This is a genomic window from Pseudomonas sp. WS 5412, from assembly GCF_012985615.1.
In the GTDB taxonomy this organism is placed as follows: Bacteria; Pseudomonadota; Gammaproteobacteria; order Pseudomonadales; family Pseudomonadaceae; genus Aquipseudomonas; species Aquipseudomonas shahriarae.
On sequence record NZ_JAARMB010000014.1, the window covers coordinates 1 to 12,720 of the forward strand.

Here is a 12,720-nt window from a genome sequence, read left to right on the forward strand (position 1 = left end):
TCTGGGCTTCGATGAACTGAAGCAACTCGCTGTCGAATTCTGCGTAACTCTTTGTTTACCAAGGAGTTTTCCGTTTCGACTGCGCCGGAAGTGGGGCGAATTATAGACTTCCAGAATCTGCCGTCAAGCGTTAATTACGCTTTTGTTGCAGAAGGTGCTTTTTTAGCAATAAGGCGGGGAATTCGGCGCATAACCGGTGGAATCCGCAGGACCAAAAGCAGCGCCCCTATAGAAGCATAGATAGCCCACTCCTTCAGGTCGGCACGCACGATCCACAGCATATGCAACAAACCAAGCCCCAGAATCACATACACCAGGCGATGCAACTTCTTCCAACGGGCACCCAATCGACGCTGGCTATAGCGATTGGATGTCACCGCCAACGCCAGCAAGCACAGGAACGCCAACGCTCCCACAATAATGTAGGGGCGTTTGCGCAGCTCGACGCCCAACTGCGACCAATCCAACCCAAGGATAAATACACAATAAGCCGCAAGGTGCAGCACCACATAAGCAAAACACCACAACCCCAACTGCCGGCGCACAGCGATCCACCCCGCCCAACCGCTCAATTTTTGCAGAGGCGTCATCGCAAGCGTGACCAGCAGCAAGATCAGCGTTCCCAGCCCCAGCCGATCAACCAGCACTTTGCCGGGATCAGGCCCCAAGGTAAGACTCCAGGCCTCATACAACCAGTACAACGGCCACACTGCCGCAGCTATAAAGACGCCAAGGCGCCAGAGGGGGTAGCGCATCAGTAGTTCTTCCGCAGATCAAGACCCGTATAAAGAGAAGCGACCTCATCCGAGTAGCCATTGAACATCTGCGTCTCGCGCACATTCGGGCTGAACAAGCCGCTAGGCAGACGGCGCTCCCGCGCCTGAGTCCAGCGAGGATGATCGACCGTGGGGTTCACATTTGCATAAAACCCATACTCATCCGCCGCAATGCTCTGCCAGGTGGTTTTCGGCTGCTCACTCACCAGACTGATCCGCACGATGGACTTCACACTCTTGAAACCGTACTTCCACGGCACCACCAGCCGCAGCGGCGCGCCATTCTGGTTGGGCAGTTCACGGCCATACATGCCCACTGCAAGGATTGCCAAAGGGTTCATCGCTTCATCCAGACGCAACCCTTCTATATAAGGCCAGTCGATCAGGCCGAAACTCGAACGCTGGCCCGGCATGCTCTTGGGATCCTGCAGAGTTTCAAAGCGGATGTACTTGGCCTTGGAAGTGGGTTCGACCTGTTTAAGCAAGGCCGATATGGGGAAGCCGATCCAGGGAATGACCATCGACCACGCCTCGACACAGCGTAGACGGTAGATCCGCTCCTCCAGCTGATACGGTTTCATGAAGTCCTCCAAGGCATAACGCCCAGGCTTGGCGACCTCACCATCAATCACGACGCTCCACGGCTCCGTCTTGAGGGAACCAGCATTCGCCGCAGGGTCGCCCTTGTCGGTACCGAACTCATAGAAGTTGTTGTAGTGGGTCGCATCTTTGAACGGGGTGATGGCTTCGTCTTTGACCGTCACCGCCTGCCATTGGGTGCCTGGCAGCTTCTCGGCAAACCAGCCGGGAGCCTTGCCCGGCTCGACATCGGCATAACGCGCGGTATCAGCTGCACTCGCCCAACGCGGCAGGCTGCTGGCAGCAATACCGGCAAGCGCACCACCGAGCAAACTGCGGCGGGAGAAATAGAGGGATTCCGGGGTGACATCCGATTCGTGACAATCGGACGCTTTAGGCAACTTGATTAACATGGCAACTCCGCAGCATTGGAGAACTGATGCACCAATAGACTGCGGAGTATGGGGGAAATTACATTAAGGCAATGTTTTGTCCCGGCGCAGATGCAACAGGTACTGAACCGGACCCGAAGCCGCATACACCAGGAACGCCAGCAACAGAATCCGCGGCGGATCGCTGAAGACCACTGCGAAAACCAGCACCACCACCAGAATCGCCACGAAAGGCACCCGCCCCTTCAGGTCGAACTCCTTGAAGCTGTTGTACTTGATATTGCTGACCATCAGCATGCCGGCCGCCGCAACCATCAAGGCCACCAGGAACGACATCTTCGACCCCTGGATACCGTAGTCACTGAACGCCCAGACAATACCCGCCACCACACCTGCCGCAGCAGGACTGGCAAGGCCAATGAAGTAACGCTTGTCGGCAGTCCCCACCTGGGTATTGAAACGCGCCAGGCGCAGTGCAGCACCAGCCACGTAGATGAAGGCAACCATCCAGCCGACCTTGCCCATATCACCCAGGGCCCAGGCAAACGCCAACAGCGCAGGTGCGACACCAAAGGCAACCATGTCCGACAGCGAGTCGTATTCGGCACCGAAGGCACTTTGCGTATTGGTCATGCGCGCTACGCGGCCATCCAGGCCGTCAAGGACCATGGCCACAAAGATCGCGATGGCAGCAAAACCGAAGTATTTGCTGGCACTCGCCGCATCACCTGCCGCCAGCGCACTCTGGGCACTCATGGAATTGATGATGGAGTAGAAACCGGCAAACAGGTTCGCCGTGGTGAACAGGTTGGGCAGAAGATAGATGCCACGATGCCGGACCTTGCGGCCTTCCGCGTCATGCCCTTCTTCGACATGCTCATCGATCGGTAGCAGGCTTTCGGCGTCAGAGGCCTGGTTTGGCTCTTCGGGACGTTCGCTCATGGACTTTACCTTGCAACGGTGTGAAAAAATTCGACAGACACTTGCGGCGAGTGTTCGCCCGCAAACGATGCAGCTTTATACCAGAACCGGCCCGCAAACGAAAAAACGCGGCCTAGGCCGCGTTTTCCCTTGATGCATCCGACTTAGTTTTTGGCTTTGTCGACGATCTTGTTGGCACCGATCCACGGCATCATGGAGCGCAGTTGCTCGCCGATGACTTCGATACCGTGAGCAGCGTTGTTACGACGCTTGGCGGTCATCGAAGGGTAGCCGGTTGCACCTTCGCTGATGAACATTTTGGCGTACTCGCCGTCCTGAATACGTTTCAGGGCGTTGCGCATGGCCTGACGGGATTCGGCGTTGATCACTTCCGGACCTGTCACGTACTCGCCGTACTCAGCGTTGTTGGAGATCGAGTAGTTCATGTTGGCGATACCGCCTTCGTACATGAGGTCAACGATCAGCTTCAGTTCGTGCAGGCACTCGAAGTAGGCCATTTCTGGCGCGTAGCCAGCTTCAACCAGGGTTTCGAAACCGGCTTTTACCAGCTCAACGGTACCGCCACACAGAACGGCTTGCTCGCCGAACAGGTCGGTTTCGGTCTCGTCCTTGAAGGTGGTTTCGATGATGCCGGTACGACCGCCACCGACGCCAGCAGCGTAGGACAGTGCAACGTTCTTGGCGTTGCCCGAAGCGTCCTGGTAGATCGCGATCAGGTCAGGGATACCACCGCCTTTGACGAACTCGGAACGCACGGTGTGGCCCGGTGCTTTCGGCGCGATCATGATCACGTCGAGGTCAGCACGCGGCACGACCTGGTTGTAGTGGATCGCGAAGCCGTGGGAGAAGGCCAGGGTGGCGCCTTTCTTGATGTTCGGCTCGATTTCGTTCTTGTACAGCGAGGACTGGAACTCGTCCGGGGTCAGGATCATGACCAGGTCGGCAGCCGCAACAGCAGAAGCCACGTCAGTGACTTTCAGGCCGTGGGCTTCAGCCTTGGCAACGGTAGCCGAGCCTTTACGCAGGCCGACAGTGACGTCGACGCCGGAGTCTTTCAGGTTGCACGCCTGGGCGTGGCCCTGGGAGCCGTAACCGATGATGGCGACTTTCTTGCCCTGGATGATCGACAGGTCACAATCTTTATCGTAATAAACTTTCATGAGGTTCCTCTATATATCCAGGCCGTAAGGCCATTCGCTAATTTGGGTTAGATGCTGAGTACTTTGTCGCCACGGGCAATCCCGGTGACGCCACTGCGTACGGTTTCCAGAATCGAGGCCGTCCCGATCGACTGGATGAAGCTGTCCAGCTTGTCGCTGGTACCGGTCAGTTGAACGGTATAAACGCTGGCGCTCACATCGACGATCTGCCCACGATAAATATCGGTAGTCCGCTTGATCTCGGCACGCTGGGCGCCCGTGGCCTTGACCTTAACCAGCATCAGCTCGCGCTCGATGTGGGCACTTTCCGACAAATCGACCAGCTTGACCACTTCGATCAGCTTGTTGAGGTTCTTGGTGATCTGCTCGATCACTTCATCATGGCCTACAGTGGTCAACGTCAGGCGCGACAGGGTCGGGTCTTCGGTCGGGGCCACCGTCAGGCTTTCGATGTTGTAGTTGCGCTGCGAAAACAGGCCGACCACACGAGACAGAGCGCCCGGTTCGTTCTCCAGAAGCAGGGAGATAATGTGCCGCATGATTAGGTCCGCTCCGTCTTGTTCAGCCACATGTCGCGCATAGAGCCGTCTTTGATCTGCATCGGGTAGACGTGCTCGCTGGTGTCGACCTGGATGTCGATAAACACCAGACGATCCTTCATGGCGAACGCCTCTTCCATCTTCGGCTTGAGATCCTTCAAATCGGTGATGCGCATGCCGACATGGCCATAGGCTTCAACCAACTTGACGAAATCTGGCAGCGATTCCATGTAGGAATGGGAGTGGCGACTGTTGTAGCTCATGTCCTGCCATTGGCGAACCATGCCCAACACACCGTTGTTCAGGCAGACGATCTTCACCGGCAAACCATATTGCAGGCAGGTCGACAGCTCCTGGATGTTCATCTGGATGCTGCCTTCACCGGTGACGCAGGCCACGTCAGTGTCCGGGAAGCTCAACTTCACACCCATGGCAGCCGGAAAACCGAAGCCCATCGTGCCCAGGCCACCGGAGTTGATCCAGCGGTTAGGCTTGTCGAACTTGTAGTACTGCGCGGCAAACATCTGGTGCTGGCCCACGTCCGAGGTCACAAAGGCGTCGCCCTTGGTCACTTCACACAGGGTTTCGATCACGGTCTGTGGCTTGATGATGCTGCCGTCGCCCTTGTCGTAAGGGAACAGGCCGCGATCACCGCGCCATTCGTCGATCTGCTTCCACCAGCTGGCGACCGACTCCTTGTTCGGAGTTTCGCCAATGTCCTTGAGCGCGGCGACCATTTCGGTCAATACGCTCTCCACAGGACCAACAATCGGCACGTCGGCCTTGATGGTCTTGGAGATGGACGCCGGGTCGATGTCGATGTGGATGATCTTGGCATTCGGGCAGAACTTGCTCGCGCCGTTGATCACCCGGTCATCGAACCGTGCACCCACGGCCAGGATCACATCGGCATGGTGCATGGTCAGGTTGGCCGTGTAGCTGCCGTGCATGCCGAGCATGCCGACGAACTGACGATCCGAACCCGGGAAGGCACCGAGGCCCATCAAGGTGTTGGTCACCGGCAGGTTGAGCATCTTGGCCAGTTCGGTCAAAGGTGCGGAACCACCGCCCAGGATCACGCCGCCACCCGAGTACAGCACTGGACGCTTGGCCGCCAGGAGCATTTCTGCCGCCTTGCGGATTTGCCCCGAGTGCCCACGAACGGCCGGGCTGTAGGAACGCAGCTTGGCTTTCTTCGGGAAAACGTATTCGAATTTTTCCGCCGGGTTGGTCATGTCTTTCGGGATATCGACCACCACAGGACCCGGGCGACCGGATTGCGCGAGGTAGAAGGCCTTTTTCATGATTTCCGGGATTTCCGAGGCGTGCTTGATCATGAAACTGTGTTTCACGATCGGCCGGGAAATACCGATCATGTCGGTTTCCTGGAATGCATCAGTGCCCACCATGGTGCTCGCCACCTGGCCGGAAATGATCACCATCGGAATAGAGTCCATATACGCAGTCGCGATGCCAGTAATGGCATTGGTTGCGCCTGGGCCGGACGTTACCAGTACCACGCCGGCTTTGCCGGTGGCACGGGCATAACCGTCAGCCATATGGGTCGCGGCCTGCTCATGGCGAACCAGGATGTGGTTGACAGCCGGTTCCTTGAACAGTGCGTCGTAGACATGCAGCAGAGCACCACCTGGGTACCCGTAGATATAGTCGACGCCTTCGTCACGCAAAAAGCGGACGAGCATCTCACCGCCAGATAAAAGCTCCACGTTGTTCACCTCTAAAACGCCAGAATACCGTCCGTTGAAAACCGACGGGTCTTAATAGGTTTACTTCTCAACAGAGCATGAGCGACGGTGGTCGCCGACTACGTCAGCACTGACTGAGCAAGTATTGGGATCGTCCCAAGTGTTGCGGGCTTTTCCCACCCAGCGCGAGGTAACGCGTTGCGGGTGTAACAGGTCGGCGCGGATGTGCGCCTCATGATCTGCTGAGCGGGCCTGCTTCTGGCAGTCCCGATACAGCGGACTTTGGATTCTTCTGTTTCAGCCCCTTCAAGTCAAGCAATAATTGCGCTTTTTTCCAACTAAGCGCATGTGAACGTAGAAGAAAGGGCTTTGAGGAGGGATAAAACTCGCCTGAATGTCGTCAAGCGGTAGAAATGTGCGCAAGACTGCCGGAAAACCCGGCAGTCAGGCAATTAACGAGCGCCGACGATCAGTTGGTCGAACTTTTTCAGCGCCGACCGTAGGCCGAGGCTCTCTTGAAGACGATCGGCGTAGACCATCTCGGCCATCTCCAGAATGCCCGAGGCATTGGGCAACGGCAGGTCCTGCTCGAGGATCTGTTTCATGCGACCCAGGAAGATCCACTGCAACCACTGATGAAAATCCAGGGTATCAACCGAAAACGGCTCGACGCTGCTCAGCGCCTCGGCACTGGGGGACACTTCATCCCACCAGCCCGCCAGGCGCAATTCGCGCTCAATCAGCAATAACTGCTCGGCAATTGCCGGAAAACGAGGATCCATCAGAGACTGACCTTGGCCTTCTGCCGAGCCTGGGCAGCACCGGCAGCATCACCTTGCGCAGCGCGCGCGTCGCCAATCAGGGCCCACAGACTGGCCTGCAGGTCAGGACGACCGTTAGCCATGGTCAGGCCACGACGGGCGAACTGTTCGGCTTGTGGCGCATCCCCCTGGGCCATGCGCACTTGCGCCAGGCGGTAGAGCACCTGCGGTTCACGTGGCGCAACACGCTGGGCGCGCTCGAGGCTGGAGGATGCACCGTTCAAGTCGCCACCGGCCTGCTGTTGCTGCGCAGTGGTGAGCAAGGCCAGGACCGGACCGTCCAACTGCTCGTCGGCGGACAGGCCGCCGGCGTTGGCCGAAGGAATCCCGCTCGGGGTCGAGGGCATGTTGTAGGTGCCCTGGTTGATCGGCGCGGTATCAATCGGCGCGGAGTTCGACGGCCCAGGTGTGATCGGGCCCGGTGTCCATGGCGCCGAGCTGATCGGCGCAGACGTAGTAGCGCCGCCCCCCGGAACCATTACCACCACTCCGGAATCCTGGGGTACAGCCTGGGTTGTGGCAGGGTTTGGACGCGTGGTCACGGTCTGGCGGAAGCCGCCGTTGGCCGAGATCCGGTCATTGTTGGACACGGCCGTGCCGGAATCCACCACCGGGATGGACCCGCGCTGCACGCTGGAGCAACCACTGAGCAAAGCTAACGTTGTAATAGCCGGAATCAACCACTTGTTCACTTGAAATCCTCTTTGCTTAATTCATCCAGCCCTTGACCCAATCCATCACCGAATCGGCATCCGTGGGCACACCTGTGCCACATGGAGCGCCGGCTGGCGGTTCACTGCCGCGAATATACGGCATCTGCACCGCGCCCGGACAGTTGGCATCGGAGCCCTGCCCGGTATGGGGGTCGATCCAGGCCTGCACGATGTTGTCGGGTTGCGGCATGTTCAGTGGCAGCGGGTCGGCCTTGCGCATAAAACTGGTCCAGACCTGCAAGGCGCCGGTCGCCCCCGTGAAGGGTGTCTTGCCATTGTCATCGCGCCCCAGCCACACCACCGCGAGCAGGTCCTGGCTGAAACCGGCGAACCAACTGTCCCGGGAATCGTTACTGGTGCCGGTCTTGCCGGCCAGCGTCAGGTTGCCCGGCAGTGAGCTGTACACCGAGCGCCCGGTCCCTTCGCGCATGACCCGCTGCATGGCGTTCTGGATCAGGTAGATGGAGGCCGGATCAAAGCGCTGCTCGATCTGGAACGGGTAGCGCTTGAGCGGCTCGCCTTCCGCCGTGAGCACACTGCGGATCCCGCGCATCGGTGTATTGAAACCACCGTTGGCCAGGGTCTGGTACATGGTCGCCACTTCCATCGGGCTCAAGCCCCCCGCCCCCAGCAACATCGAAGGGAACGCCGGGAACTCGCGACTCACGCCCAGGCGCGCCAGGGTCTTGAGGACGTTCGGCACCCCCAGCTCCAGGCCCAGCCGCGCCGTGGACAGGTTGTAGGAATGTGCCAGGCCCTGGTACAGGAACACCGTACCGTGGGAGCGACGGTCATAGTTCTGCGGCTTCCACACCTGGCCATCGGCGCCCTTGACCGAAAACGCTTCGTCGGACAACCAACTGGTCAGGGTGTACTTGCTCGGTTTTTCCAGCGCCGTGAGGTACACCGCCGGCTTGATCAGCGAGCCAATCGGTCGCACGGCATCCAGGGCACGGTTGAAGCCGGCAAAACTGGCCTGGCGGCTGCCGATCATGGCCTGGACTTCACCGGTTTCCGGATTGGTCACCACCATGGCCGCCTCAACCTCATCCGAACCCTTGCGCCCGGCCAGGCGCTTGAAGGTATCGCTGACCGAAGCTTCGGCCTTCATCTGCAGGATCGGGTCGAAACTGGTGAAGATCCGCAGGCCTTCTTCGGTCAAGTCCTCGTCGCGATAGTCTTCGCGCAACTGGCGCTTGACCAGGTCGATAAAGCCGGGGAATGAACTGTCGGCCAACTTGCCACGGGTAGTGACACCCAGGGGCATCTTCTTCGCGGCGGCGACCTGTTCTGCGGTGGCCACGCCCTGCTGTTCCAGCACGTCGAGGACCAGGTTACGACGCTCCAGAGCCCGCTCCGGGTTGCGGCGCGGGTTGTAATAGGACGGCCCCTTGACCATGCCCACCAGCAACGCCACCTGATGCAGCTTGAGCTCGGACAATGGCTGGCCGAAGAAGAACTGACTGGCCAGGCCGAAACCATGCACGGCGCGCTGGCCATCCTGGCCGACGAACACCTCGTTGAGGTAGGCCTCCAGGATCTCCTGCTTGCTGTAATGCAGCTCCAGCAACATCGCCATCATGGCTTCAGTGAGTTTACGGGTCAGGCTGCGCTCACTGGTCAGGTAGAAATTCTTGACCAATTGTTGCGTCAGCGTACTGCCACCCTGGGTCATGCGGCCACCCGAGGTGTTGACCCAGATGGCGCGGGCGATGGACTTGGGCGATACGCCCCAGTGGCTGTAGAAATCCCGGTCTTCAACCGCGACCAGGGTTTCCAACAGATACGGCGGGACCTGATCAATCTTGATCAGGATGCGATCTTCAAGGTTCTTCGGGTAAATCCCGCCGATCAGCAATGGCTCAAGGCGCACCACCGGCAGCTTGCCGCCGTTGAGTGCGGAAAGCTCGGCCACGTAATCCCCGGAGAAACGCACACGCACCGGCTGGGCCTTTTCCAGGCCTTCATAGAACTGGAAGCCCCGGGTGTTCAAGTCCACGGTATTGCCGCTGACCGCCGCCGCCCCCGGACCGTTGGCCACGGCTTCGCGCCGGTAGCCCAGCGCATCGAGTTCGGTGAGAAAGTCTTCCTTGCTCAGCTTCTGGCCGGTAAACAGCTCCAGCGGGCGAGCGTAGACCTTCGCCGGGATGGTCCAACGCTTGCCAGAGAACTTCTCCTGGACCACGGCATCGAGGTACACCGCGACGCCTGCGAGTGCCACCAGGCCAACCAGGCCGAGCTTGATCGCCCAGCCCAGCCAGGGGCGCAGGCTGCGGGGAGGAGGTTTTTTACGGGAACGGGGAGATCGGGTACGAGTCATGGCGGCGGATTATACGCATTTTATTGATGATCAACATGAACCGGACGGCGGTTTGCATGACCGACTTGAGCGGCCATAATGCGCTCCATTATTTTCCCAGACTCCGAAGGATCGCCCGTGAGCCAGCCCCTGATTGCCGCCCTGCAAAACCCGGCCCTGTTTCCTCATCCGGTCGAAGCGTTTCAAGTCATCGAAACCCATATTTCCTGGGTTCTGCTCACTGGCCCCTACGCCTACAAGATCAAGAAACCGGTGAACTTCGGCTTCCTCGACTTTACCCAGTTGGACGCCCGCTCCCACTTCTGCAACGAGGAACTGCGCCTCAACCAGCGCCTGACACAAGATTTGTATCTTGAAGTGTTACCGATCACCGGCAGCGTTGAAGCCCCGCAACTGGGCGGCGAAGGTCCGGCCATCGAATATGTGCTGAAAATGCGCCAGTTCCCGCAAAGCCAACTGCTGAGCACCTTGCAGGCCAATGGCGAGCTGACCAGCAGCCACATCGACGAAATGGCCAGCCAGATTGCGCAGTTCCACTTGAACGCGCCCAAGGTTCCCGAGGCGCACCCGGCCGGCACGCCGGACGAGGTGATGGCACCTGTACAGCAGAACTTCGAGCAGATCCGCCCGTTTCTCAGCGACAAGGCCGACCTGGCCCAACTGCAAGCACTGCAAGCCTGGGCCCAGAGCAGCTTCGAACGCCTCAAGCCACTGCTGGAGCAACGCAAGCTCAATGGCTTTATCCGCGAGTGCCACGGCGACATTCACCTGGGCAACGCAACGATGATCGACGATCACGTGGTGATCTTCGACTGCATCGAGTTCAACGAGCCGTTCCGCTTCACCGACGTGTGTGCCGACACTGGCTTCCTGGCCATGGACCTGGAAGACCGTGGCCTCAAGTCCCTGGCCCGACGCTTTATCAGCCAGTATCTGGAACTGACTGGCGATTACCAGAGCCTCGAACTGCTGAATTTCTATAAGGCCTACCGTGCCCTGGTGCGGGCCAAGGTCGCCCTGTTCAGCATGCCGTCCGAAGCAACGCCTGTAGAGCGTGCGACCACCCTGCGCCAATACCGTAACTACGCCAACCTGGCCGAAAGCTACAGCACCATCCCTTCACGCTTCCTGGCAATTACCCACGGTGTGTCGGCCACCGGCAAAAGCCATGTGGCAATGCGCCTGGTCGACGCGCTCGGTGCCATACGCCTGCGCTCCGATGTAGAACGCAAGCGCCTGTTTGGCGAGCAGCAAGTGGAGAACACCCCACAAGCCGGGATCTATGCCTCGGATGCCAGCGCAGCGACCTACGCCCGCCTGCATACCCTCGCCGAAACCGTGCTGCGCGCGGGCTTCCCGGTGGTCCTGGACGCCACCTACCTCAAGCGTGAACAACGCGACGCCGCCGCCAAAGTCGCAGAGGCCACTGGCGCGCCCTTCCTGATCCTCGATTGCAATGCACCACAGGCAGTAATCGCCAACTGGCTGGCGAAACGTCAGGCAGATAAAAACGATCCTTCTGACGCCACCCTGGAGGTCATTGAGCAGCAGCAAGCCAGCCGCGATCCTCTGAGCGCCGAGGAACTGCTGCTGAGCAAGCGGGTCGAGACCAATGAAAGCGGGACGCTGGACGCGTTGGTTGCCCATGTTCGTCAACACCTGCCAGGGCTGTAAGAAATATTTCCTGGCTGTGAAGCAGTTAACAGCTCACAGCCAGCAATAGTGGCACTATAATGGCGCCATAAATCCAACAGGAGATGCCGCCATGGGCCAGCCGAAGTTGCTTGATACCCCGCTCTACGCGCTGCTGCATAAAGATGACATCCATGGCTTCAATCAGGAACGCCCCAAGGATGGCCCCATTGATATGCGTGGCGGGGACTTCCGCGGGCTCGACCTGCGCCACCTGGATGCCGAGGGCGTGGATTTTACCGACGCCTATTTCCGTTCGGCCGATTTGCGTGGCCTGGACCTGCGCGCTTGCGCGCTGGAAGGCGCCAGCCTGGCCCATGCGCAGATTTCGGGCACTTACTTCCCGCCTGAGCTGAGCGCTGACGAGATCCTGATGTCAGTCAATTTCGGCACTCGCCTGCGTTACCGCACCCGCTGACAACACGCCCTTATCCCCAGCTACGCGCAACGCGGGCTGGGGGCTTGCGCCACTCGCCGTCAATAATCCAGCGCCAGCCTTAGAAGCGTTTACATCGTTTCTGAGCAAAGAACTACGCTTTTCCTACTGAGCGCTACACTCCTTTCAGGCTTGCCTGGTCACGATACCCACCGAACCATTCGGCCGTCGCAAGGAGGCTTAATGAACGATGAGCTGCAACACCTGAAAAACCTTGGCAAGACCTCTGCGCAATGGCTGCATGCGGTGGGCATCCATAGCGCTTCAGACCTGCGTCGCCTGGGCGCCGTGGACGCCTATCGCGCGGTACGCAGTCGTGGCTTTCGGGCGTCCAAAGTCCTGCTGTATGCCATCGAAGGCGCATTGATGGATGTGCATTGGAACGATATTCCAACTGAGCGCAAGGAAGCCTTGAATCGCCAATTGGAAGTTTTGTCGGTACGCAACAAGAACTGAAACAGTCCAGAACCCAGGGTTTACGGGAATTTCAAACATGCGTTTGAGGAAAGGCGCCCTGGGCGCAAAAACAAATGTTGACTCTCAAATGAGAATCGTTATGATTATCACAACTGGTCGCGAGATCAGCCGATAACTGAAAGACCCTTGGTTCGGACTCTCAGTTTATCTCCTCATCAGGCTAATCA

Annotated in this window: 12 protein-coding genes; 3 read left to right on the top strand and 9 right to left on the bottom strand. The window is 58.8% G+C overall.

The window, feature by feature from the left end:
• Window positions 1-134: 134 nt before the first annotated feature.
• From msrQ to mrcB, 9 genes are all read right to left on the bottom strand, one after another.
• Window positions 135-755 carry a protein-methionine-sulfoxide reductase heme-binding subunit MsrQ gene (gene msrQ, locus HBR94_RS18225; RefSeq protein WP_115127394.1) on the bottom strand — a complete coding sequence of 207 codons (621 nt, stop codon included), beginning with the start codon at window positions 753-755 and terminating at the stop codon, window positions 135-137.
• Window positions 755-1,768, bottom strand: coding sequence for a protein-methionine-sulfoxide reductase catalytic subunit MsrP (gene msrP, locus HBR94_RS18230; protein WP_057960636.1), 1,014 nt, complete (start codon window positions 1,766-1,768; stop codon window positions 755-757). Before msrP ends, msrQ begins: the two co-directional genes overlap by 1 nt.
• A 63-nt stretch (window positions 1,769-1,831) precedes the next feature.
• Window positions 1,832-2,689: a CDP-diacylglycerol--serine O-phosphatidyltransferase gene (gene pssA, locus HBR94_RS18235; protein ID WP_029298897.1), complete on the bottom strand. Its 858-nt coding sequence runs from the start codon at window positions 2,687-2,689 to the stop codon at window positions 1,832-1,834.
• A 143-nt stretch (window positions 2,690-2,832) separates the two neighbouring features.
• Window positions 2,833-3,849, bottom strand: coding sequence for a ketol-acid reductoisomerase (gene ilvC / locus HBR94_RS18240; protein ID WP_003194132.1), 1,017 nt, complete (start codon window positions 3,847-3,849; stop codon window positions 2,833-2,835).
• A 47-nt stretch (window positions 3,850-3,896) separates the two neighbouring features.
• Entirely contained in the window at window positions 3,897-4,388 is a 492-nt protein-coding gene (gene ilvN / locus HBR94_RS18245; RefSeq protein WP_003176102.1) for an acetolactate synthase small subunit, read from the bottom strand.
• Window positions 4,389-4,390: 2 nt separating this feature from the next.
• Window positions 4,391-6,115 (bottom strand): acetolactate synthase 3 large subunit, encoded by a 1,725-nt coding sequence (locus HBR94_RS18250; RefSeq protein ID WP_057960672.1) that lies wholly within the window; start codon window positions 6,113-6,115, stop codon window positions 4,391-4,393.
• A gap of 431 nt (window positions 6,116-6,546) precedes the next feature.
• Complete coding sequence (locus HBR94_RS18255; protein ID WP_057960637.1) at window positions 6,547-6,876, bottom strand: YqcC family protein; 330 nt, start codon at window positions 6,874-6,876, stop codon at window positions 6,547-6,549.
• Window positions 6,876-7,607 (bottom strand): tetratricopeptide repeat protein, encoded by a 732-nt coding sequence (locus tag HBR94_RS18260; RefSeq protein WP_057440150.1) that lies wholly within the window; start codon window positions 7,605-7,607, stop codon window positions 6,876-6,878. The genes HBR94_RS18255 and HBR94_RS18260 overlap by 1 nt, the downstream gene beginning before the upstream one ends.
• Window positions 7,608-7,623: 16 nt before the next feature.
• Window positions 7,624-9,948 carry a penicillin-binding protein 1B gene (gene mrcB, locus HBR94_RS18265; protein WP_057444144.1) on the bottom strand — a complete coding sequence of 775 codons (2,325 nt, stop codon included), beginning with the start codon at window positions 9,946-9,948 and terminating at the stop codon, window positions 7,624-7,626.
• Window positions 9,949-10,065: 117 nt separating this feature from the next.
• Between mrcB and HBR94_RS18270 the strand changes: the two genes are divergently transcribed.
• The 3 genes from HBR94_RS18270 to HBR94_RS18280 all read left to right on the top strand — a co-directional run bounded on the left by HBR94_RS18270 (window position 10,066) and on the right by HBR94_RS18280 (window position 12,532).
• A complete protein-coding gene (locus HBR94_RS18270) occupies window positions 10,066-11,622 on the top strand; it encodes a bifunctional aminoglycoside phosphotransferase/ATP-binding protein (RefSeq protein ID WP_169961059.1) in 1,557 nt (518 codons plus the stop codon).
• 91 nt (window positions 11,623-11,713) lie between these two features.
• Complete coding sequence (locus HBR94_RS18275) at window positions 11,714-12,058, top strand: pentapeptide repeat-containing protein (protein ID WP_057960641.1); 345 nt, start codon at window positions 11,714-11,716, stop codon at window positions 12,056-12,058.
• Window positions 12,059-12,259: 201 nt separating this feature from the next.
• The gene (locus tag HBR94_RS18280; RefSeq protein WP_057440152.1) at window positions 12,260-12,532 is read left to right on the top strand and encodes a TfoX/Sxy family protein; all 273 of its coding nucleotides are present in this window, start codon (window positions 12,260-12,262) and stop codon (window positions 12,530-12,532) included.
• Window positions 12,533-12,720 lie beyond the last annotated feature (188 nt).

Coding starts and splice junctions, on each gene's coding strand:
- msrQ (WP_115127394.1), bottom strand. CDS start 755: ATGCGCTACCCCCTCTGGCGCCTTGGCGTCTTTATAGCTGCGGCAGTG.
- msrP (WP_057960636.1), bottom strand. CDS start 1,768: ATGTTAATCAAGTTGCCTAAAGCGTCCGATTGTCACGAATCGGATGTC.
- pssA (WP_029298897.1), bottom strand. CDS start 2,689: ATGAGCGAACGTCCCGAAGAGCCAAACCAGGCCTCTGACGCCGAAAGC.
- ilvC (WP_003194132.1), bottom strand. CDS start 3,849: ATGAAAGTTTATTACGATAAAGATTGTGACCTGTCGATCATCCAGGGC.
- ilvN (WP_003176102.1), bottom strand. CDS start 4,388: ATGCGGCACATTATCTCCCTGCTTCTGGAGAACGAACCGGGCGCTCTG.
- HBR94_RS18255 (WP_057960637.1), bottom strand. CDS start 6,876: ATGGATCCTCGTTTTCCGGCAATTGCCGAGCAGTTATTGCTGATTGAG.
- mrcB (WP_057444144.1), bottom strand. CDS start 9,948: ATGACTCGTACCCGATCTCCCCGTTCCCGTAAAAAACCTCCTCCCCGC.
- HBR94_RS18275 (WP_057960641.1), top strand. CDS start 11,714: ATGGGCCAGCCGAAGTTGCTTGATACCCCGCTCTACGCGCTGCTGCAT.
- HBR94_RS18280 (WP_057440152.1), top strand. CDS start 12,260: ATGAACGATGAGCTGCAACACCTGAAAAACCTTGGCAAGACCTCTGCG.